The sequence below is a fragment of the Luedemannella helvata genome (genome assembly GCF_039528415.1).
GTDB lineage: Bacteria > Actinomycetota > Actinomycetes > Mycobacteriales > Micromonosporaceae > Luedemannella > Luedemannella helvata.
The window spans coordinates 26,207-47,977 of sequence record NZ_BAAALS010000014.1 but is presented as its reverse complement, the minus strand read 5'-3'; the positions used below and the strand labels follow the sequence as shown (position 1 = coordinate 47,977).

Below are 21,771 nucleotides of genomic sequence, written 5' to 3'. Positions count from 1 at the left end.
TCCGCCCTACCCATTTAAAAGGGGAGGAAATGACCGCTTCATTCGATTATGGCGGCCGCACCGGCTACGAGCCGATCAGCGAAGTCGACCGCAAGGAGTTCCACGAGCAGGGCTTCATGCTGCTCCGGAACGTCCTCACCGAGGACCACCGCGCGGCCCTCGAAGAGGCGGTCGACCGCGTCTACGCGGAGGAGAAGGCGGCCGGCCGCGTCAAGCCCGACGGCACCCTGCACCTGCTCGGCTTCCTGGAGCGCGACGAGCTGTTCGGCCAGCTGCTGACCCACCCCACCACCTTCCCGTACATGTGGGGCCTGGCCGGTTGGAACATCTACTCACACCACAACCACCTCGACGTCACTCCCCCGGCCGCCGAGCCCGAGAAGCCCTACTGGGGCTGGCACCAGGACGGTTACCGGCAGAACTCCGACCCCGAGACGATGGACCCGACCGTCCCCCGGCCGATGTTCTCCCTCAAGGTCGCCTACGTGCTGTCCGACCTGTCGGAAACCGGTCGGGGCGCCACGAAGGTCATCCCGGGCAGCCACCTGTGGAACTCGCTCGACCGGCCGAAGGACCTCACCGTCCACAACCCGGACCCCGAGGGCACGGTCGAGATCACCGCGAACCCCGGCGACGCGTTCATCTTCGACCGCCGCCAGTGGCACTCGCGCTCGACGAACCTGTCGACGATCACCCGCAAGATGCTCTTCGTCGGGTACACGTACCGGTGGATCCGCCCGCTCGACGAACTGCACCCGGACGTCAACGGCGAGTGGTACGCCAACCGGACCCCGGTGCAGCGCCAGCTCATCGGCGAGGGGGGCCACACGGCCAACTTCTGGGGCATCAACTGGGACGGCTACATCGACGAGGAGATCCCCCTGCGCAAGGAGCTCAAGACCAGGGGCCTGCTCGACCGCAACATCCCCTGGCTCCGTTAGGAACCACAAACGAATGGCCCCGGCGGGTCCGACCCGTCGGGGCCCTTCTGTTTGGTCAGCCCGCCGCGTAGGCGTCGGCCTGCAGGCCGTACAGGTCGGCATAGCGGCCGCCCAGCGCAAGGAGGGTGTCGTGGTCGCCGACCTCCACGAGGCGGCCCGCGTCCATCACGAGGATCAGGTCGGCGCCGGCCACAGTGGAGAACCGGTGCGACACGATCAGCGTGACCGCGCCCGTGGCGGCGGCCGACGCGCGGGCGCGGGCCATGTACCGCTCAAAGATGGCGTTCTCGCTGGGCGCGTCCAGCGACGCGGTCGGCTCGTCGAGCAGGAACAGCACGGGCCGCTGCCGCATGCTGGCCCGGGCCAGGGCCACCTTCTGCCACTGTCCCTCGGACAGCTCGACGCCGCCGAACTGCCGGCCCAGCTCCGTGTCCAGGCCCTGGGGCAACTTGTCCACCAGGACCTGCGCGTCCGCGTCGGCGACGGCGCGCGCGATGGCCGCCGGATCGCCGGCCCGCTCGACGTCGCCCAGGCCGATCGACTCGGACATCGTCGTCAGGTAGCGGCCGAAGTCCTGGAACGCGGCGCTCAGGCGGGACCGCCACGACGCCGTGTCCAGGTCGGCGAGGTCGACGCCGTCCACCCGGATGGCACCGGCCGTGGGGCGGTAGAACTTCGCCAGCAGCTTCACCAGCGTCGTCTTTCCCGATCCGTACTCGCCGACGACCGCCACCACCGAGCCCGCCGGCAGCCGCACGCTGACGTCGGCCACCGCGAGCCTCTGCGACGTTGTGTCCTCGGCCGGGTAGCCGAAGCTGACGCCGTCGAGCGTGATGCCGTCGCGCAGCGCCGTGGGCGCCGGCAGGGCGGGCCCCGTGCCGGCCGCCGCCGCGCGGTGTCCGCGCAGCCACAGCAGCGGCCCGATGACGCGGCCGGCGCCGCCGACGGCCGAGGTGCTGCGCACGGCCGTCTCCACGGCGAAGCGCAGCTGGGCGCCGACCGTGATGGCGAGCACCAGGTCGCCCGCGGTGCCGGACGTCATCACGACGAGGGCGAGCGCGCCGAGGAAACCTACCCCGAACACGAGCCAGCCAGTCGCGCTCCAGCCCGCCGCGGCGAACCGGGCGCGGGTCCTGATCCGCAGCCACTCGTTCCAAGCGACGCGCTGGCGCTCGACCAGCTCCTCTGCCACCCCGGCGACGCGGATCTCCTTACTGGACGACGCGGTGGTCGCCAGGCTGAACAGGTGCCGTTCCACGCGGCGGGCCTCCGCCGCCGCCGTCTCGGCGCGCTGGATGCGCGGTCGCCCGATCTGTTCGAGCCCCAGCGGGGCGGCCGCGAACACCAACAACCCCAACAGGTACGGCGAGACGCTGCCGAGCACGGCGAGGCTCAGCGCCAGGCGGGTCACCAGGCTCACGGCCTCGATCGACGACCAGGCCGAGTTGATGACCGCGTACGGCTCCGCACGGACGATGTCGAGCCGGTTGAGGAACTCGGGGCGCTCCAGGTGTTCCAGCGTCTCGATGCCGGTCGCGATCTCCAGGGTCTCCGGCTGGATCTGGGTGATGGCGACGTACTCGACGAGCGTCGTGTGCGCCGAACCGGCCAGGCTGCCGGCCACGAGCTGCAACGCGTACGCCAGCGCGGCGCCCACGGCGCCCACCGCGATCGCGGTCGCGTCGGCGCGGCCGGTCCCGTCCACGATCTCCCGCAGCGCGAGACCGACGGCGACGAACGACACGACGTCCACGACCAGCAAGAACATCAGCGCGCTGGCGACCCAGGGCGCCATCCGGAAGGACCGCCCGATCATCTCCCGCCAGATCGCGAGGGTCGCCTTGGCGCCGGGTCTTTCGGTCACCCTTCCATCTCCTCGATACGGTCGTCGTAGCCGCGGGTGAAGCGCTCGGCCTGCAGGGCGAACATCTCGGCGTACCGGCCGTCGCGTTCGATGAGTGAGTCATGGGTGCCGTCCTCGACGACGCGACCGCCGTCGAGCAGCACGATGCGGTCGGCCTGGCGCACGGTCGACAGGCGGTGCGAGATCAGCACCACGGTGGCGTTGCCGCGCGCCCGCATGAGCCGCTCGAACACGTCGAACTCCGTGCGTACGTCCAGGTGCGCGGTGGGCTCGTCGAGCACGAGGACGCGCGCTCCCCGATACACCGCGTACAGGGCCCTGGCCAGCGCGACCTGCTGCCACTGGCCGCCGGACAGGTCGACGCCGCCGGTACGGTCGCGCGCCAGCGGCGTGTCCCACCCGTCCGGCAGTTCCTCGACGAGGCGCAGCGCGCCCGACTCCTCGGCGGCCTGCTGCAGGGCGGCCCCGTCGAGCGCGCCGCCGTGGCCGAGCCGCACGTTGTCGCGGGCCGGCAGGTGGTAGCGGACGAAGTCCTGGAACACGATCGCGAGCCGGCGCCGCCACCCGGGGATGCCGCCGGTGGCCGGGTCGGCGATGTCGACGCCGTCGGCGGTGATCCGGCCGGCCGTCGGCTCGTACAGCCCGGCGAGCAACTTCGTCATCGTGGACTTGCCGGCGCCGTTGAGGCCGACGACGGCGAGCATCTCGCCGGGACGCAACTCCAGGTCGAGCCGGTCGAGGACGAGCCGGTCGGCGCCCTCGTATCCGAAGCTGACGCCCTCGAACCGGACCAGGGGCGGCGGACCACCGTCGGCGTCCTTCGTCGCCGTCTGAGCGGGCGCCGGTAGCAGCTCGCGGACCTGCTCGTACGCCCGCATTACCACCCGCGCGCCGGCGATCTTCACGGCGTCATACGTCCAGAACGCGGCCGTGTACACCGCCCAGGCCGCCGTGAGTACCGCGGTCTCGGTGGCGATCGTGGCCCGCCCGTCGGCCGTCCCGCGCGCCACCACGTAGTACACGAAGGAGATCGGCACGAAGATCAACACCGCGGTGCGCCACTTCTGCAGGTTCTGCCGGCGCTCGTCGGCGTACACCGGCTCCAGGTACCGGCGCACCAGCGTCCGGTACCTGTTGACGAGCCAGTCGCCGAGGCCGAAGACGCGCAGCTCCTTGCCCTCGGCCAGGGATGTGGCCACCCGGCCCCAGTACGTGAAGCGCCGCTCGGTGGGCGCCTGCGCCTGCCAGATGACGTAGTGCCGGCGGGTGACGTGCAGCAGGTGCAGCCGGTTGAGCAAGGCGGGGATGACCAACGCCGGCACGAGCCACCACGCGTACCCGGCGAGGATGGCCGCGGCGGCGGCCATGCCGAGGTAACGGATCGGCCGGTGCAACTGGACGACCGCCCCGTCGGAGGGCTTCTGCTCGGCCCAGGTCACCGGGTCCGCCGCCGCCGTGCGCAGCAGGTCCTGCACCTCGGGCCGTTCGAGGACGGCGACGGTCTGCGCGCCGGTCGCGAGCCTGGCCACCCGCGCCCGGTGCGCGCCGTCCATCTGGCCGCAGGCCAGAAACTCGACGGGCTCGAACACCGCGCCGAGACCCTGATCGGCCATGATCACAAAGCCGAGGATGAGCAGGGGCACGACGACCGGGCCGAGCCCGTTGCCGTCGACGTGCGCGATGAGCGCCGCGGTCGCCAGGGCCGTGGCCGCCGGCAGCATCGAACGCAACAGGTAGCCCAGGATCAACGTCACGAGCACCGCCGGCCGTACGTCCCGCAGGGGGCGCGCGAGCAGCAGCGCGTTCCGTAAGATCATTTCTTCCCCGTCCCGCCCGCGCCGTCGCCGACCGGCAACGCTGGTTTCGAAACGGGGATTCGACAAGGGGTTTTCCGCACAGCAGAGCGAGGGGCATCCGGCCCACCATCCGGATGCCCCTCAGGTTCAGGTGTTCGTCAGTACGTGCTGCGCCGACCGCCGGCCAGCGAGACGGTGAGCATGACGCCCACGGCCGCGAGGCCAACCTGGATGAGCAGCTCGATCCAGTCCACGCCGTTCGTCGTGGCCACGCCCAGCGAGCGGGCGATCGCGGTGCCCAGAAGGGCCGCGCCAACACCGATCAGCATGGTCAGCCACAGCGGGATGCTCTGCCGGCCCGGGACCACCAGGCGCCCGAGGGCACCGACGATGAGGCCGACGATGATGGCCGTGATAATTCCAGTGACAGTCATGACGCCTCCAAATCCGGGGCTTTCTCAAGCCTTCGTTATCGCTCGACCGGTTAGTGCCCGAGCGTGGAGAGCGTCAAACGCGCGCATGCGTCGACAATCGCGCTATCCATCGTGGAGAAGGCCATCTTCGGCGCCTTGACCAGCGGAAACCAGGAATATTCGAGGGACTCGCCCGGATCGATCTGGATGCGGTCCGCGGGGAGCCAGGCCAGGAAAAAGCAGTCGAGTACGGGCAGCAGCTCGCCCTGGAACTCATACCCGCCTATGTACATGCCGACGAAGTCGCCCAGTTCGACAGTGACGCCGAGCTCTTCCCGGCCCTCCCGCAGGGCGGCCTCGCGCGGATGCTCCCAGCCGTCGCAGAACCCGCCCGGCGTCTCCCACAGGCCGGCGTTGGGCTCCATCGCCCGCCGCAGCGCCAGGAAGCGGACGCGCTGCGACGGCGGGCCATCGAGCACGATCAGGCTCGCCGTCGGCCGGGCGTTGACGAACAGGGCGTACCCGCAGATTCCGCAGGTGGTGGGCGGGTGAGCGGCCAACGGCGAACCGCAGCGCGGGCAGTGTGCCGCGTTCGTCGTCACTGTCCGGTCGTCACTTCCTGGTCGTCACTTCTTGGTCGTCACTTCTTGGCGGAGCCCTTGGCATCGGGGGCGTCGGAGGTGGACAGCGCGGCGATGAAGGCCTCCTGCGGCACCTCGACCCGGCCGACCATCTTCATCCGCTTCTTGCCCTCCTTCTGCTTCTCCAGCAGCTTGCGCTTACGGGTGATGTCACCGCCGTAGCACTTGGCGAGCACGTCCTTGCGGATGGCGCGGATCGTCTCGCGGGCGATGACCCGCGACCCGATCGCCGCCTGGATCGGCACCTCGAACTGCTGGCGCGGGATCAGCTTCTGCAGCTTGGAGGCCATCGTCGTGCCGTACGTGTAGGCCTTGTCCTTGTGCACGATCGCGGAGAACGCGTCGACCGGCTCGCCCTGCAGCAGGATGTCCACCTTGACCAGATCGGCGGCCAGCTCGCCGGAGGGCTCGTAGTCGAGGCTCGCGTACCCCTTCGTGCGCGACTTGAGCTGGTCGAAGAAGTCGAAGATGATCTCGCCGAGGGGCAGCGTGTAGCGCAGCTCGACCCGGTCGGCCGACAGGTAGTCCATGCCCTGCAGCACGCCGCGCCGGCCCTGGCACAGCTCCATGACCGCGCCCACGAAGTCGTTCGGGGTGAGCACGGTCGCGCGGGCCACCGGCTCGTACACCTCGGCGATCTTGCCGGTCGGGTACTCGCTGGGGTTGGTCACCACGGTCTCGGTGCCGTCGTCCGTGATGACCCGGTAGACGACGTTCGGCGCGGTCGCGATGAGGTCGAGGCCGAACTCGCGCTCCAGCCGCTCCTGGATGATCTCCAGGTGGAGCAGGCCGAGGAAGCCGCACCGGAACCCGAAACCGAGCGCCGCGCTGGACTCCGGCTCATAGGTGAGGGCCGCGTCGTTGAGCTTGAGCTTGTCGAGGGCGTCGCGCAGCTCCGGGTAGTCGGAGCCGTCGAGCGGGTAGAGGCCGGAGTAGACCATCGGCTTCGGGTCCTTGTAGCCGCCGAGCGGCTCCTTGGCCGGCCTGTTGTTGATGGTCACGGTGTCACCGACGCGGGACTGGCGCACGTCCTTCACGCCCGTGATCAGGTAGCCGACCTCGCCGACGGACAGGGCCGACGACTTCACCGGCTCCGGCGAGATGACGCCGATCTCCAGCAGCTCGTGCGTGGCGCCCGTGGACATCATCTTGATCCGGTCGCGGGCCTCCAGCCGGCCGTCGACCACCCGGACGTAGGTCACCACGCCCCGGTAGATGTCGTAGACCGAGTCGAAGATCATGGCCCGGGCGGGCGCCGCCGCGTCGCCGACCGGCGGGTTCATCTGCCGCACGATCTCGTCCAGCAGATGCGGGACGCCCTCCCCGGTCTTGCCGGAGACCCGCAGGCAGTCCTCCGGCTCGCAGCCGATGAGGTGCGCCAGCTCCTCGGCGTACTTCTCCGGTTGGGCCGCCGGAAGATCGATCTTATTGAGTACGGGAATGATGTGCAGATCGTTCTCAAGCGCCAGGTAGAGGTTGGCCAGGGTCTGGGCCTCGATCCCCTGGGCCGCGTCGACGAGCAGCACGGCGCCCTCGCAGGCCGCGAGGCTGCGACTCACCTCGTAGGTGAAGTCGACGTGCCCCGGGGTGTCGATCATGTTGAGGACGGCGTGCTCGCCCTTCCGGTCCCCCTCGCGGATCCGCCACGGCATGCGGACGGCCTGACTCTTGATCGTGATGCCGCGCTCACGCTCGATGTCCATCCGGTCGAGGTACTGCGCGCGCATCTGCCGGGCGTCAACCACCTCGGTGAGCTGCAGCATCCGGTCCGCCAACGTCGACTTTCCGTGGTCGATGTGGGCGATGATGCAGAAGTTGCGGATGCGCTCCGGTGGGGTGGCACCGGGGCCGGAGGCGCCGGCATCGGGCGTCGGTGGCACGTGTGTCCGTTTCCTCGTCGGGTCTGACTAGCTATAGTCCCATGCCGGGCCGGACGGCCGTTCCTGGTGCCGCCCGTTTTGGTCTGTCCCTCGGCGACCTGGTAACCTGGCTGTTCGCGCGCCGCGCTGAGTGCTGTGTGCGCATCAGACTGCACTACGGATAAAACCCACTACGGAACAGGACGAGGCTGTCGCGTGGCGAACATCAAGTCTCAGATCAAGCGCAACCGGCAGAACGAGAAGGCCCGGCTGCGCAACAAGTCGGTGAAGTCTTCCCTGAAGACCGCCGTCCGCAAGGTCAACGCCGCCGCTGCGGCGGGCGACACCGAGACGGCGACCGCGCTCATGCGCGCCGCTTCGAAGCAGCTCGACGTCGCCGTCAGCAAGGGCGTCATCCACAAGAACCAGGCCGCCAACCGCAAGTCGGCGATCGCGAAGAAGATCGGCGCGCTCAGCGCCTGACGGGTGCCGAAAGCCCGGCGGTGTGCCGGGCTCAGCTCCGCACTCAGCGCTCCCCGCAGCGGTAGAGCGCGACAATTTCGATCGTGGACCAGATCGGGTGCGTGACACCCGGCCTGGTCCACGACTCGTTTACCGGCCGTGCCGACCAGGTGACGGGCTCAGCCCGCGCCGCTGAAGCGCCCGCGATTGAGTCGGGCCCGCGCCACGCGCAGCTGGTCGAGGGCCCCGCGTCGCAACCGGCTGATGCTCTCGGCGGGCGGGCCGACCGCTGCGGTCTGCGTCCGCTGAGCGGGCCTGGTCACGGCGAACGGCGGCGGGCTGTCGGCGGGGTCGACGGGCATGGGCCACGCGCCGACGGCCCGCCGGACGCTGCCCGCCGGCGGCTGCACGGGCGGGCGCGCTCCCGCGGGTACGGGCGCGACGCCGCGTGCCACCCGACCACGTGAGCCATGGTCGCCGGCCGTACGCGTACCGGCGGGGCCACGACCCGGCGCGGGCCCGGCATCGTCGCGCACCATCACACGTTCGCCGCGGTTCGCGTCGCGAGCCGACGCGGCGGTGGACCGGGAGACCTGCACGGCCTTCCACCGGTCGGCTACGGAGTTCTGGCTGTCGCGCGCGGCCGACCCGTACCCGGGACGGCGCTCGGCGAGGTCGCCCGACGCGTGCCGCCCGCGGTGGGCGTGGGCGGTCCAGGCGGCGAGCGCCGACGCGACACCGGCGCGGAGCGTGGGGAGCGCGTCGACGAGCTTGACGGCGCCGGCGACGAGCAGCGGCAGGCTCAGGCCGAGCCACCAGGGCGCGAGTTCGGACAGGGCGAGCAGCGCACCCAGCAGGATCATGCCCTCCAACAGGCCGAACCGGGCTAGCGGCCCCGGGTTGAGGCGCCGCAGCCGCAGCATGCGGGCGTACAGAGGGCGGGTCACCGGTCGCTCCCGGAGCGGGCCGCCGCGACCGCGATCACGGCCCGTTCGAGGGCGTACGACCGGTCGTCCGCGCCGCCCTTGACGGCGGCGTTGCAGTCGGCCGCGACGCGCATGGCGTCGACGAGGCCGTCTGCGGTCCAGCCGCGCGCCTGCCGCTGCGCCCGCTCCACCTTCCAGGGCGGCATGCCGAGCGTGCTGGCCAGCTGGTACGCGTTGCCCCGGCCCGCCCCGGCGACGCGCGCGACCGTACGGATGCCGTCGGCCAGCGCGTCCGCGATCGGGACGGGGTCGACGCCGATGTAGAGCGCCCAGCGCAACGCCTCCAGCGCGCCGCCGACGTCGCCGACCATCGTCGCGTCGGCGACCGTGAAGCCGCTGACCTCGGCCCGCCCCCGGTAGTACCGGGCGATCGTGGCGCTGTCGACCCGCCCGCCGGTGTCCGCCACGAGCTGGGCGCACGCGGCGGCGATGTCGCGCAGGTCGTTGCCCACGGCGGTGAGCAGCGCCTCCGCGGCGGCCTCCGGGCAGGTGCCCCCGAGCCGGCGCACCTCGGCCCGGATGAAGTCGATCCGTTCGCGGTGCTTGGTGAGCTTCGCGGCCGTGGTGACCTCCGCCCCGGCGGCCCGTACGCCGTCGGCCAGGGCCTTGCCCTTCGCCCCGCCCGCGTGGCTGAACACCAGCGTGATGTCGGGGTCGGGATCGCCCACGTAGGACAGCAGCGCGGCCGCGAGGTCCTTCTTCGCGTCCTGGGCCGCCTGGATGACCACGACCCGGCGGCCCCCGAACAGCGACGGGCTGACCACGTTCTCGAACTCGGCCGGGGTGGTGTCGGCGGCCCGGTGCTCGGAGACGACGGTGTCCGGGTCGGCGGCCCGCGCCGCGGCGATCACCTCGTTCACCGCCCGTTCCGCGAGGAATTCCTCGTCGCCGACGACGAGGTGGAGGACTCCAGGGGTACCGCGGGTCACGCCGCCATCCTCGCACGTCCGCGGGCCGATACCCGGGACCCGGACCATGATCAGTGACTGTCTGACCGGTCGACCGGCCCGCCGCGCCGGATGACCGACCACCGACGGTGGATGGCCGGGTCACCACGCCGATCCCGCCGCCGACCGCCACGACCGCCAGCTCGCCGTCAACATCCGTACGCAGGACCCGGGCGCCCGCGCGCCCCAGCCGCTCCAGGAGCCCGGGGTTCGGATGGCCGTACCGGTTGCCGGCCCCGGCGCTCACCAGCGCCACCCGCGGTGCGACCGCGTCGAGCAGCGCCTCCTCCTGCTCAGCGGAGCCGTGGTGGGCGACCTTGAGAACGTCGGCGCGCAGCTCGGCGGGGCCGGCGGCGAGCAGGTCGCGCTGCTCATCGACCTCCGCGTCGCCCGTCAGCAGGATCCGGACCCCGGCCACGTCGGCCCGCAGGACGAGTGAGTTGTTGTTCGGGTCCGAGTCGGTCCCGGTGAGGGGCCGCACCGGCCCCAGCACGGTGAGCGTCAGCCCCGGCCACGACCACCGCCAGCCCGGGCCGGGCCGGTGCACGGGTACGCCCGGCAGCGCGGCGCGGACGGCTGCCACCCGGTCGGCCGGCTCGGCCAGCACCGGCGCAGCGACCGCCAGGATGTGCCTGCCCCGGGCGACGCCGGGCACGCCGTCGACGTGGTCGGCGTGGAAGTGGCTCAGCACCAGCAGCTCCACCCGGTCGATGCGGAGCCCGCGCAGGCAGCCGTCCACGAGCGACGGTTGGGGGCCGGCGTCGACCACGACCGCGCCGCGCGACCCGACGGGCAGCACGAGCGCGTCGCCCTGGCCGACATCGCACGCGACCACGAGGGCCCCGGGCGGCGGCCACCCGCCGGCCAACACCCGTACGGGCAGCCCGCCGACGGCCGCGCCCACCGCCACCACGAGGGCGATCCGCCGCGGCGCCCGCCACCCGGTCGCCATCAGCAAAGCGAGCGTCACCGTGGCGAGCAGCAGCCCGCCGGTGAGCCCGTCGGGCCACGGCAGGTTGCCGGACGGCACGTCGGCACCCCGGTGGGCGATCGCCACGAGCCAGCGGGCGGGCCAGCTGGCCAGCCAGGCCAGGAACTCGGCCGCGCCCGGCCAGACCGGCGAGACGGCGGCGGCCAGCACGCCGAGCACGGTGGCCGGCGCGACCGCCGGGACGGCCAGCAGGTTGGCCGGCACGGCCACCGCGCTCACGGTGCCGGACAGCGCGGCGACGACCGGCCCGCAGGCGACCTGGGCGGCGGCCGGGACGGCGAGCGCCTCCGCGACCACGCCGGGCACCCGGCGGGCCACCATCGCGTCCCGCCAGCGCGGCGCCAGCAGCACGAGCCCGCCGGTGGCCAGCACGGACAGCGCGAAACCGGGATCGCGGGCCAGGTCGGGGTCGACCAGCACGAGCACGAAGGTGGCCGCCGCGAGGGTCGGCGCCGCGGCCCGCCGCCGTCCAGTGCCGAGGGCCAGCAGCCCGACGGCGCCCATGGCGGCGGCGCGCAGCACGCTCGGCGAGGGGCGCGCGAGGATGACGAACCCGACGAGAACGAGCGCGCACACGGCCACGCACGCCCAGGGTCCGGCCCGGCAGCGCCGGCATACGACGAGCACCACCGCCAGGATGATCGCGACGTTGGCCCCGCTGACGGCGACCAGGTGGGTGAGCCCGGTGGCGCGGAAGTCCTCCGCCAGCGCCGGGTCCAGCCGGCTGGTATCGCCGATCACCAGGCCCGGCAGCAGGCCGCCCGGCTCGTCGGGCAGCGGGGCAGCGGCGTCCTGCAGCCCGCCGCGCAGCCGCCCGGCCGCCCGCTGCGCCCACGGCGGCTCGCCGAGCCTCTCCGGCGCCTCGCGTACCCGCAGCACGGCGGCCGTGAGGTCACCGCCCCGAGGCTCGACGAACCGCCCGTGGGCGCGGACCCGCTGGCCCGGCAGCAGCGACGCCCACGCGGGGTCGCTGGCCAGCACGAGGACCCGCACGTCGAGCGCCAGGCCGGCGTCCACCCGCTCGAGCCGCCCGCGCACGAGGTACGTGGCCGGTCCGGCCGGACCCACCAGGCGTGCCGGGTCGTCCGACACGACGAGCCGCGCCGACACCTGCGAACCGTCGGCCACCAGGCTCGCCAGTGCGGGCGCGTCGCGCGCCGAGGTGCGGGCCGCGACGGCCACTCCCGCGCAGAACACCCCCAGCAGTACGCCCGCGAGCGCGCCGAGCGCGGCGCCCCGACCCGGCGCGCGCACCAGCAGCGCCCACGCGCCGGCGGCGAGGACGGCCGCGCCGGCGGACACCACGAGCGCCGTCCGCGCCGATGCCGGAACGACCGCCACGGCGGTGAGCCAGGCGCCGGCCGCCAGGCCGTATAGGCGCAGGTCGGGCGGCGGCCGATGCGCACTCACACGGTCACCAGGTCCTTGAGCTGGGCGAAGCGCGTGTCGCCGATGCCGGACACCTTGCGCAGGTCGCCGACGGAACGGAAGCCGCCCTGCGCGGTGCGGTAGTCCAGGATCCGCTGCGCGAGCACCGGCCCGACCCCGGGCAGCGTCTGCAACTCGTCCAGCGTGGCGGTGTTGAGGTTCACCGGCCCGCCACCCCCGGCTGAGGCACCGGGCGCCGCCGGTCCGTTGTCGACGACCACACCCGGCGGCGGCGTCACGCCGACCGCGAGAAGCTCGCCGTCGATCACCTTGCGGGCGAGGTTCACGAAGGTCAGGTCGGTGCCGGGCAGCGCGCCCCCAGCCGCCGCGATGGCGTCCGCGACCCGGGCGCCGGCCGGCAGCCGCACGAGGCCGGGCCGGCGCACCCGCCCGGTCACCGACAGGACGATCTCCACCGCGCCGCTCGGCGGGGCCACCGCCGCGACGGATGAGGCGGGGCCGGCCGACCACGGCGCCGGTCCGGTCTCCACAGAGGACGGTGGCACCGGCGTCACGGCCGGGCGCGCCTGCCAGGCGAGGAAGCCCGCCACGAGGGCCACGAGGGCGGCGACCACCCCGAGCGCCCGCAGGCCCGCCCGCCCCGGATTGAGCGCGGACACCCGCCGCCACCACGGCTCGTCCGGCTCCGTGGGGCCCGCCGGCCCCGGCACGTGCCCCCTGGGCATCCGATCGGTCAACATCCCGCCGACGCTAGGGCGGCGACGAGCATGATCAACCCCGCCTGTGGACGGCGGGGGCCCCTGTGGACAACCGCGAGCGGCGCCCTTCCCCCGGGGTACGGTCGGCTATTCGGCCCGGTGCACCACGATGCCGACAAGGCCCGGTCCCGCGTGGGCACCGACTACGGCGCCGACCTCGCCGACGAGAAGGGAGCGCAGCCGATGACCCAGCCGCTCCCGAACGGCCCGCGCCACGCCCTCGGCCCGGTCGGCGGCTACCAGATGGTGCACGACGACGTCGACCTGCCCGTCGCCGGAAGCCTCGACCGCCAGGTCGACCAGCCGTGCCAGGGCCCGGCCAGCGGTGCGGACCTTCTCCCGCACCCGCACCGTGCCGCCCGCGATGTCGAGGATCGGCTTCACGGCCAGGGCGGTGCCCAGCAGCGCGGAGGCGGCCCCCATCCGGCCGCCGCGGCGCAGGTGTTCCAGGGTGTCCACATAGAACAACGTGCTCGTACGCGCGGCGGCGGCGAGCGCGGCGTCGCGTACGCAGGTCTGGTCCTGACCCGACGCGGCGGCGGAGGCGGCCGCGACGGCCGGGAACCCGACGCCCATCGCGGCGGATCCGGCGTCGACGACCGTGACGCGGTCGCCGAAGGCGGCCGCCGCGACCGTGGCCGCGTCGACCGTGCCGGACAGGCCGGCCGCCAGGTGCACCGAGACGACCCCGGCGGCCCCGCCGTCGAGCAGCTCGCGGTACGTGCTGGCGAACAGCTCAGCGGACGGCCGGGACGTGGTGACGTGCTCACCCCGGGTGGCGAGGGCGCGGGCCACGTCGGCCGGAGTGATCTCGCTGCCCTCCCGGCCGCTGCGCCCGGACAGCGTCACGGTCAGCGGCACCACGGTGATGTGGTGCCGCTCCGCGAGGTCGGCCGGGAGGTAGGCGGTGGAGTCCGTGACAACCGCGATGGACACGAGATCGCACGGTAGCCGATCGCGTCGATCCCGGCGCGGACGCGGCGTCGGCAGGTCAGATACGGCGCGCCGAGACGACCTTGAAGAGGATGCCCTGCATGCAGCTGCTGTACATGCCGACGGCCTTGTACCCGCGCACCTCCAGCCGGGCGCCCGGCTGGGACATGCCGTCGTCGAGGCCGATGAGCTGGTAGCCCAGGCCGTTGTCGGCGTTGAGGATCAGGCAGCCGCCCTCGACGCCCTCCACGAGGGTGCCGCGCAGGGTCACCAGCTGCTGCGTGGACTCGGGCCCGGTCGACCGCGGCGGCGTTCCCGTGACGTCCGGGGTCCGGATCGTGGTTGGCGCCAGGGTCGACGGCGTGGCGGCGGAGGTGGCCGGCGACGGCGGCGACTGGGCGCTCGGGCCCGCGTCGCACGCCGCGGCCACGGCCAGCACCGCCAGCAGGGAGGCGGTGCCGAACCGAGCGGTCAGGCGTCGGCGGGCGTCCATAACGATTGGACGCTACCCCGGCCCGGCCGGTTCCGCACCGCCCGCTAGTGCGGGCCGACGTTGTGCGCCCGCAGCTGCCAGCCGCGGTGCTGGGTGAGCCGCAGATCGCTGACGTGGCAGTTGCCCAGCGCCCCGAGCGAGCTGGCCACGCCGGCCGGCCAACCCAGCAGGCCGGCCACGCCCTGGCGGGCCGCGCCGCCGTGGGTCGCGACGACGGCGGTGCCGTCGCCGACCCGGGCGGCGATGTCGCGCAGCGCGGCCGTCACCCGCCGGCCCAGGTCAGCGGTGCTCTCCAGCGGCAGGTCGGCGGCGTCGCCCATCGCCCGCCAGTGTGGGTACTGGTCGGGGTAGCGCTCGGCGATCTCCGCGCCCGTGAGCCCCTGCCAGGGGCCGAAGTGCCGCTCGCGCAGCCGCTCGTCGAACTCGACCTCGTGGCCCGTCAGGGACGCGAGGGCGGCGGCGGTGCCGGCGGCCCGGCTCAGGTCGCTGGCGAAGATCAGATCAGGCTTGAAGCCCGCCAGCCAGGCGGCCGCGCGTTCGGCCTGCGCGACGCCCACCTCGTCGAGTTCGACGTCCGTCTGTCCCTGCACCCGATCGGTGGCGTTCCAGGCGGTCTGCCCGTGGCGCCAGATCAACAGCCGGGTCACGAAGAGACGCCCGGGGTCGCCTCCACAGCGTCGCGGTCGACGAACGGGATGCGGGCACAGTCCTTCCACAGCCGGTCGAGGGAGTAGAAGTCGCGCTCCTCGGTGTGCTGGATGTGCACCACGATGTCGACGTAGTCGAGCAGCACCCAGCGGCCCGCCCGCTCGCCCTCCCGCCGGACAGGCTTCGCCTTCTCGGGCAGCGCGAGCAGGCGCTCCTCGATCGCGTCGACGATCGAGATGACCTGACGCTCGTTGGGCGCGGAGGCGATGAGAAAGGCGTCGGTGATGACGAGCTGGTCGGCGACATCGATGATGACGATGTCCTCGGCCTTCTTGTCCGCGGCGGCCTGCGCCGCGGCCAGGGCCAGCTCGTGGGCGCGCTCAGTTGCGGGCACTGGATCCCTTCCCGATCTCGGTGAGTGGTGAGCCTGTCTAGCGTCTCACGGGCGCCCGACAGGATGCCGCCCAGTTACCCGCGCGGGCCTCCTGCAAAACCGCCGAAAGACGCGTCAACGGTACAGATGTCGCTTCGCGATGTACTGCACCACACCGTCCGGGACCAGGTACCACACCGGGTCGCCGACGGCCACGCGCGCCCGGCACGCCGTCGACGAGATCGACATGGCGGGCACCTCGATGAGGCTCACGGTGTCCTCCGGCAGGTGATCGTCGGAGAGGTCGTACCCGGGCCGGGTCACCCCGATGAAGTGGGCCAGCTCGAACAGCTGGTCCGCCTCGCGCCACGACAGGATCCGGCCGAGCGCGTCCGCGCCTGTGATGAAGAACAGCTGCACGTCCGGCCCGTACTCGGCGCGCAGGTCACGCAGGGTGTCCACCGCGTACGTGGGGCCGGGGCGCTCGATGTCGACCCGGCTGACCCGAAACCTCGGGTTCGAGGCGGTCGCGATGACCGTCATCAGGTACCGGTCCTCGGCCGCGCTCACGGACGAGGACGACTTCTGCCACGGCTGGCCGGCGGGCACGAAGACCACCTCGTCGAGGACGAACCGGCTCGCGACCTCGCTCGCCGCGACGAGGTGACCGTGGTGGATCGGGTCGAACGTGCCGCCCATGATCCCCACCCGGCGTACGGGTGGCCGGTCGGCGCTCACGTCAGTCGGCGGGCGGCCACAGCCCGCGCCAGGTCATCGGTCTCGTCGGCGGCGGCCCGGCGCAGGGTGGGGTCGAGGTCCGGCCGGGCCAGCATCGCCCGCGCGGCGGCCAGCGTCGGCTCGTCCACCGCGTAGCGGGGGAACGCCGTCAGACCCAGCTCCTGCATCACGTTCGTGGTGCGCCAGGTCGCCACCTCCGGCATCTCGGCGAAGTACCGCGCCACGTACGGCGCCGTCAGCTCCTCCTGATCGGCCTGCCAGAACCCGGTCGCCGTGGCCAGCAGCAGCCGCTGCGACAGCTCCCGGTCCGCCACGATGATCTCCCAGGCGGCCGCCTTGGCCACCGGGTCCGGCCGCGCCGCGCGGCAGGCCGCGGCGTGCTCGGCGCCCTGAGCGCTGCGGTCGCGGTCGTACTCCGCGTCGATCTCGGCCGCCGACAGGTCACCCAGCGCGGCGAGGCGGCCCAGCACGAGCCAGCGCAGCTCGGCGTCCATGGCGAGGCCCTCGGGCGTGGCCGCGCCGGACAACCAGTCGCGCAGCAGCCGCACGTCGCCCGGACCGGCGGCGGCCACCAGGCCGCGCGCGGCCGCCAACTGCAACCCGCTGCCCGGCGCCGCCTCGCCGAGGGCACCCCGGCACGCGGCCGCGAGGGCCGCGAGGGCGGCGGGCCGGGCGCTCGGGCTCACGTACCGGCGGGCCACGTCGCCGACCGCGAACGCGACCACGTCGCGGTAGATCGTGACATCGCTCTCGGCCCGCAGGCCGGCCGCGGCGAGCGTGACGAACTCACCCGGGCGCAGGCTGGCGTCGCGCACCAGGTCCATGGCGGCGCCCCAGGCCAGGGCGCGCGCCAGCGGGTCGACCAGGCACGGCAGCACCCGGGGCAGCGCCGCCGTGCTCGCCGCGTCGAAGCGCACCTTCGCGAAGGTCAGATCGCCGTCGTTGAGCAGCAGCAGGTCACCGGGAGCCACACCGGTGAGCGCCGGCACGGGCGTACGGCCGCCGTCGGTCTGCGGGTCCAGGTCGATCTCATGCCGCTCGCGCAGCACCACGGCACAGGACGAGTGGACCGCGTCCGGGTCGTCGGCGTCGACCGCCATGGCGTACACGCCGACGCCGATGCGGTGCGGCCGCAGCACCGGGTGCGAGTCCGGCGCGGTCTGCTCGACCTCCACGGAGGCGTACCGGCCGTCCGGGCCGAGTTCGACGACCGGGCGCAGCGTGTTGACCTGCGCCTCCCGCAGCCAAACCCGCGCCCAGCCGGTCAGGTCGCGCCCGCTGCTCGCGGACAGGGCGGCGAGCAGGTCGGCCAGCGTCGCGTTGCCGTACGCGTGGGCCTGGAAGTGTTCGCGCAGCCCCGCGAAGAAGGCGTCGTCGCCGAGCCAGGCCACGAGCTGGCGCAGCACGGACGCGCCCTTGGCGTACGAGATGCCGTCGAAGTTCATGAGCGCGTGCTCGGTGTCCGCCACGCGCTCGGGGGCGATCGGGTGCGTGGACAGGCGCTGGTCGGCGCGGTAGCCCCACGCCTTGCGGCCCAGCGCGAAGCTCACCCACGCCCCCGTGTACTGCGTGGCCTCGGCGGCGACCCGGTAGCCCAGGTACTCCGCGAAGGACTCGTTGAGCCACAGGTCGTCCCACCAGCGCATGGTCACGAGATCGCCGAACCACATGTGCGCCATCTCATGCGCGATGATCATCGCCCGGGTCTGCCGCTCGAAGTCCGTGACGGCGGCCCGGAAGACGTACTCATCCCGGAAGGCCACCAGGCCGGCGTTCTCCATGGCACCCCAGTTGAACTCGGGCACGAACGCCTGGTCGTACTTGCCGAACGGGTACCGGATGCCGAACAGCTCGTGGAACCGGTCGAGGCACCGGCGGGTGATGTCGAACAGCTCCTCGGCGTCCTTGTCGAGGTCCTCGGCGAGGGAGCGGCGGCAGTAGAGGCCGAGCGGGATGCCGTCGTGCTTGTCGGTGCGCACGTGGTAGGGCCCGGCGATCACACAGGCCAGGTACGTCGGCAAGGGGCGGGTGGGGGTGAACTCCCACCGCCCGCCGTCGAGCTGGCGGCCCGCCCCGTTCGCGGCGACGAGCCAACCGGCCGGCGCGTCGACCGTGACCGCGAGGGACGCCTTGAGATCCGGCTGGTCGAAGCACGCGAAGATCCGCTGCGCCTCGTCCAGTCCGGACTGGGCTGCGAGGTAGACCTCGCCGTCGGCCGGGTCGACGAAGCGGTGCAGGCCCTCCCCCGTGCGCGAATAGAGCATGGTGGCGCGCACGATCAGGGTGTTGTCCGCGGCCAGCTCGGTCAGCGGGAACCGGTTGCCGTCCAGGCTGGCCGGGTCGAGCGCCACGCCGTTGAGCACGACCTCGTGCAGGGTGGCCGGCTTGATCTCGATGAAGGTGTCCTGCCCGGGGGCGGCGCAGGTGAAGTGGGCCGTCGTGGTCGAGGTGAACGTGTCGCTGGTCGCCGCATCGCTCACATCGAGATCTACGTGGTACGACCGTACGCGGAGCAGGTGGGCCCGCGCGGCCGCCTCATCCTGGGTCAGGCTCGCCATTCCGAGAGCCTACGGTGTCCGAGGGGAGCCGGGGCCACCGACGCCGCAGGTGGCGATCATCACGAGTCCCCACCACGCGGCACGAGGTCGCGGATGGCGGCCATGCGGGTCACCCGGGGTGCCAGCGCGCGCAGCCGCAACGCGAGATCGACCGCGGACAGGACCGGCTCGTGGCCATCCGGCGCCAGCCCCAGCCACAGCCGCAGCCAGTCCGCCACCTCCGTCCACCGCCAGGCCGTGGGTGGGCCGGCCACCGCCGGTTCGGGAAACCGGCCGCGGCCCGGCGCGACGCTCACCCACAGCCGCACGGCGGTGCGCGAACGGCCCGTCCGGTCGGCGATGTCGTTGACGGTCACGAGGTCCTCGTCGATCGCGCCGACCGGCGGCAGGCCGAGCACGTCAAGGTCACGGATGGCGCTCAGCATCGCGTCGAGCGGCGTCGGCGCGGCACGCCGCACCCAGATCCGCGCACCCGGGGTGTCCGGGTCGCGCGCCACGACCATGTCGTCATGGCCGCCGAGCACCGCGTCGAGCTCCGCCGCCGTCAGCATGCGCGCCACGCGCAGCGAGAAGTCCTGCATGGCCGCCCCCTCCCCGTCCGGTTGCCGTGCACCCAGCAAACCAGCACGCCGCGCGCCCGGGAGGGGCCAGCGGGCAACGATTCCCGACCCGGGAGGGGGCCAATTGATCTCCGTACCTGCTACCGTGAACCCATGCTGCGTACGACGAACTGGTGGCGCCCGACCGGGCGGCCCATCCGACGCGCGTAGCCTTCACCGACCACGCGGCCGCCCCACCGGGCGGCCGTTTCGCGTTTTCCGGACGGCGGCCGGCTCGGGGCGGCCCCGCCGAACGGAGTACCAGATGATCACAACGCAGACCGCGCCGCCCAGCGTGGCCCAGCCGGCCACGACCCGGCGGCTGTCGGGCTTCAAACCGACCGGCCGCCTGCAACTGGGCAACTATCTCGGCGCCATCCGGCCCATGGTGGACTCGCAGCGCGACCACGAGCCGATCGTCATGATCGCGAACCTGCACGCGCTCACGGTCGAGCACGATCCGGACCGCCTGCGCGAGCACACCACGCGGATGCTGGCGACCCTGCTCGCCGCCGGCGTCGACACCGCCCGCACCACCTGCTACCTGCAGTCGGACGTACCGGAGCACGCCGAGCTGCACTACCTGCTGGAATGCGCGACCGGCTACGGCGAGGCCGCCCGAATGATCCAGTTCAAGGAGAAGTCGCGCGGCAACGCCACCGTGCGCCTGTCGCTGCTCACCTATCCGGTCCTCATGGCGGCCGACGTGCTGCTGCACGACACCGACGAGGTACCCGTCGGCGACGACCAGACCCAGCACCTGGAGCTGGCCCGGGACGTGGCCAACCGGTTCAACACCCGCTACGGCCGCACGTTCGTGGTGCCGCGCGGCGTGACCCCCGCCGTGGCCGCGCGGGTCATGGACCTCGCCGACCCGAGGTCGAAGATGGGCAAGACCGCGACGACCGACGGCGGCGTGATCTTCCTGCTGGACCCGGCCGACGTGATCGCCCGCAAGGTTGCGCGGGCGGTCACCGACCCCGCCCCCGACGTGGCCTACGACCCCGACCGGCGGCCGGGCGCGGCGAACCTGCTGGAGATCCTCGCGGCGCTGCGGCCGGGGACGACACCGGCCGGCCTCGCCGGGGAGTTCAGCTCGTACCGGCAGCTCAAGGACGAGGTCGCCGAGGCCCTCGTGGAGACGCTACGGCCGCTGCGGGCCCGCTACGACGCGCTCATGGCCGACCACGGACACCTCGAACACGTACGCCGCTCGGGCGCCGCGGCGGCGCGCGAGCGGGCCGCCCGCACGGTGGCCCGCGCGAAGGACGCGATCGGCATCCCCTGAAGAGCGGTCCGGAGACCCGGCGGATCGCCGCGATCCGCCGGGTCGACCCGGTATACCACCGGCCATAGACTGATCTTGATCACCAACCGCCGCGACAGGGGTCGCGGAGCGTGACAAGCAGGCGATAGCCTGCCGTCCCCGTCGTTGACCCCTCGAGGTACGCCCAGGATGCGTTGGACCAGCTGGCTGCCGCGCCGCACGTCACTGAGGATCGGGCTGGCCCTCGGCGCCACGGTCGCCGTGGCCGTCCCCGTGGCGTTCGCGGCCGCGAGCGACCGGCCGGCCGGGCAGCGAACGGCACCGGTCCCGCCCAGCGCCGAGGCCCCGGTGGCCACGCCCAGTCCGAGCGCCCGCCCGAAAGCCTCGCCCTCCCCGGTCGCGAAGCCGTCCGTCACGCTCGACATGGACGGCTGGTACTCCTGGGCGATCATCGACCGCGCCACCGGCAGGGAGTACGGCTCGACCAACCGTGGCCAGACCCGGTTCTCGGAGTCCGTCATCAAGGCCGGGCTGGCCGCCGAGTTTCTCCGGCGGGCGGACGCCAGCGGCGAGGAACCGCCGGCCTACCGGATGGACCAGCTACGCAGGATGATCCGCGACAGCAGCGACCACATGGCCGACCAGATCTGGGCGGCGATCGGCCAGGAGGACGGCTCCCGGGCGATCTTCCGCAACTGCCGGATGACGGACGCCGGCGTGTTCCCCGACATGTGGAGCCAGACGTACGTGTCGGCCCGCGACCTTTCGCGGCTGGCCGACTGCATCGCGGACGGCCGCGCCGCCGGGCCACGATGGACCCCCTGGCTGCTCGACGAGATGCGCAACCTGCGCGGCATCGGCGACTTCGGCATCGGGTACGCGGTGGCCGCGGACGCCCGCGCCCGGGTCGCGAAGAACGGCTGGTTCCTGCACGCCGACCACCGTTGGCAGGTCAACTGCATGGCGGTCACCGACGGCTGGGCGCTGGCGGTCCTGACCAACTACCCCGAGCGGCACGGCATCCGGTACGGCGGTTCGATCTGCCAGAAGGTGGCCGAGCGGCTGCTGCCCACCATGGCGCTCCTGCGCGGCTAGCGGCCCCCGCGGGCCCGTCC

The 21,771-nt window shown here is 73.0% G+C and carries 18 protein-coding genes and 2 pseudogenes; 4 read left to right on the top strand and 16 right to left on the bottom strand.

Annotated elements, in window-relative coordinates; genetic code table 11:
- Positions 1–29 precede the first annotated feature (29 nt).
- Complete coding sequence (locus tag ABD191_RS15540) at positions 30–941, top strand: phytanoyl-CoA dioxygenase family protein (RefSeq protein ID WP_344082123.1); 912 nt, start codon at positions 30–32, stop codon at positions 939–941.
- Positions 942–996: 55 nt separating this feature from the next.
- Here ABD191_RS15540 and ABD191_RS15535 read toward each other — a convergent pair whose 3' ends face one another.
- The 5 genes from ABD191_RS15535 to lepA form a co-directional block, all read right to left on the bottom strand.
- Positions 997–2,805, bottom strand: coding sequence for an ATP-binding cassette domain-containing protein (locus ABD191_RS15535; protein ID WP_344082121.1), 1,809 nt, complete (start codon positions 2,803–2,805; stop codon positions 997–999).
- Positions 2,802–4,622: an ABC transporter ATP-binding protein gene (locus ABD191_RS15530; protein WP_344082119.1), complete on the bottom strand. Its 1,821-nt coding sequence runs from the start codon at positions 4,620–4,622 to the stop codon at positions 2,802–2,804. Before ABD191_RS15530 ends, ABD191_RS15535 begins: the two co-directional genes overlap by 4 nt.
- Before the next feature lie 137 nt (positions 4,623–4,759).
- Positions 4,760–5,035, bottom strand: a complete 276-nt coding sequence (locus ABD191_RS15525) for a GlsB/YeaQ/YmgE family stress response membrane protein (protein ID WP_344082117.1) — start codon at positions 5,033–5,035, stop codon at positions 4,760–4,762.
- A 50-nt stretch (positions 5,036–5,085) separates the two neighbouring features.
- Positions 5,086–5,616, bottom strand: coding sequence for an NUDIX domain-containing protein (locus tag ABD191_RS15520; RefSeq protein ID WP_344082115.1), 531 nt, complete (start codon positions 5,614–5,616; stop codon positions 5,086–5,088).
- A gap of 38 nt (positions 5,617–5,654) precedes the next feature.
- Positions 5,655–7,535 carry a translation elongation factor 4 gene (gene lepA, locus ABD191_RS15515; RefSeq protein ID WP_344082113.1) on the bottom strand — a complete coding sequence of 627 codons (1,881 nt, stop codon included), beginning with the start codon at positions 7,533–7,535 and terminating at the stop codon, positions 5,655–5,657.
- Positions 7,536–7,730: 195 nt separating this feature from the next.
- On the opposite strand from lepA, the gene rpsT reads away from it, so the two are divergent.
- Positions 7,731–7,997: a 30S ribosomal protein S20 gene (gene rpsT, locus ABD191_RS15510; protein ID WP_344082111.1), complete on the top strand. Its 267-nt coding sequence runs from the start codon at positions 7,731–7,733 to the stop codon at positions 7,995–7,997.
- A 158-nt stretch (positions 7,998–8,155) separates the two neighbouring features.
- Here the strand turns inward: rpsT and ABD191_RS15505 are convergent, their stop codons facing one another.
- From ABD191_RS15505 to ABD191_RS15455, 11 genes and pseudogenes are all read right to left on the bottom strand, one after another.
- A complete protein-coding gene (locus ABD191_RS15505; RefSeq protein ID WP_344082375.1) occupies positions 8,156–8,923 on the bottom strand; it encodes a hypothetical protein in 768 nt (255 codons plus the stop codon).
- Entirely contained in the window at positions 8,920–9,939 is a 1,020-nt protein-coding gene (holA, locus tag ABD191_RS15500; RefSeq protein ID WP_344082109.1) for a DNA polymerase III subunit delta, read from the bottom strand. Before holA ends, ABD191_RS15505 begins: the two co-directional genes overlap by 4 nt.
- Before the next feature lie 67 nt (positions 9,940–10,006).
- A pseudogene (locus ABD191_RS15495) lies at positions 10,007–12,310 on the bottom strand (ComEC/Rec2 family competence protein); the annotation flags it as partial.
- Positions 12,307–12,942, bottom strand: a pseudogene (locus ABD191_RS15490) (ComEA family DNA-binding protein); the annotation flags it as partial. The pseudogenes ABD191_RS15490 and ABD191_RS15495, both read right to left, overlap by 4 nt.
- Positions 12,943–13,134: 192 nt before the next feature.
- Positions 13,135–13,983, bottom strand: coding sequence for a DegV family protein (locus tag ABD191_RS15485; RefSeq protein WP_344082107.1), 849 nt, complete (start codon positions 13,981–13,983; stop codon positions 13,135–13,137).
- A 55-nt stretch (positions 13,984–14,038) separates the two neighbouring features.
- The gene (locus ABD191_RS15480; protein WP_344082105.1) at positions 14,039–14,473 is read right to left on the bottom strand and encodes a hypothetical protein; all 435 of its coding nucleotides are present in this window, start codon (positions 14,471–14,473) and stop codon (positions 14,039–14,041) included.
- A 44-nt stretch (positions 14,474–14,517) separates the two neighbouring features.
- Positions 14,518–15,120, bottom strand: coding sequence for a histidine phosphatase family protein (locus ABD191_RS15475; protein ID WP_344082103.1), 603 nt, complete (start codon positions 15,118–15,120; stop codon positions 14,518–14,520).
- Complete coding sequence (rsfS, locus tag ABD191_RS15470; RefSeq protein ID WP_344082101.1) at positions 15,117–15,515, bottom strand: ribosome silencing factor; 399 nt, start codon at positions 15,513–15,515, stop codon at positions 15,117–15,119. Before rsfS ends, ABD191_RS15475 begins: the two co-directional genes overlap by 4 nt.
- A 114-nt stretch (positions 15,516–15,629) precedes the next feature.
- Positions 15,630–16,232, bottom strand: a complete 603-nt coding sequence (gene nadD / locus ABD191_RS15465; protein WP_344082099.1) for a nicotinate-nucleotide adenylyltransferase — start codon at positions 16,230–16,232, stop codon at positions 15,630–15,632.
- The gene (pepN, locus tag ABD191_RS15460) at positions 16,229–18,790 is read right to left on the bottom strand and encodes an aminopeptidase N (protein ID WP_344082097.1); all 2,562 of its coding nucleotides are present in this window, start codon (positions 18,788–18,790) and stop codon (positions 16,229–16,231) included. Before pepN ends, nadD begins: the two co-directional genes overlap by 4 nt.
- Positions 18,791–18,849: 59 nt before the next feature.
- Complete coding sequence (locus ABD191_RS15455) at positions 18,850–19,371, bottom strand: helix-turn-helix transcriptional regulator (RefSeq protein WP_344082095.1); 522 nt, start codon at positions 19,369–19,371, stop codon at positions 18,850–18,852.
- Positions 19,372–19,654: 283 nt separating this feature from the next.
- Here ABD191_RS15455 and trpS point away from each other — a divergent pair, with 283 nt between their 5' ends.
- Entirely contained in the window at positions 19,655–20,677 is a 1,023-nt protein-coding gene (trpS, locus tag ABD191_RS15450; protein ID WP_344082093.1) for a tryptophan--tRNA ligase, read from the top strand.
- 168 nt (positions 20,678–20,845) lie between these two features.
- Positions 20,846–21,751: a serine hydrolase gene (locus tag ABD191_RS15445; protein WP_344082091.1), complete on the top strand. Its 906-nt coding sequence runs from the start codon at positions 20,846–20,848 to the stop codon at positions 21,749–21,751.
- The last annotated feature ends 20 nt before the right edge of the window (positions 21,752–21,771 follow it).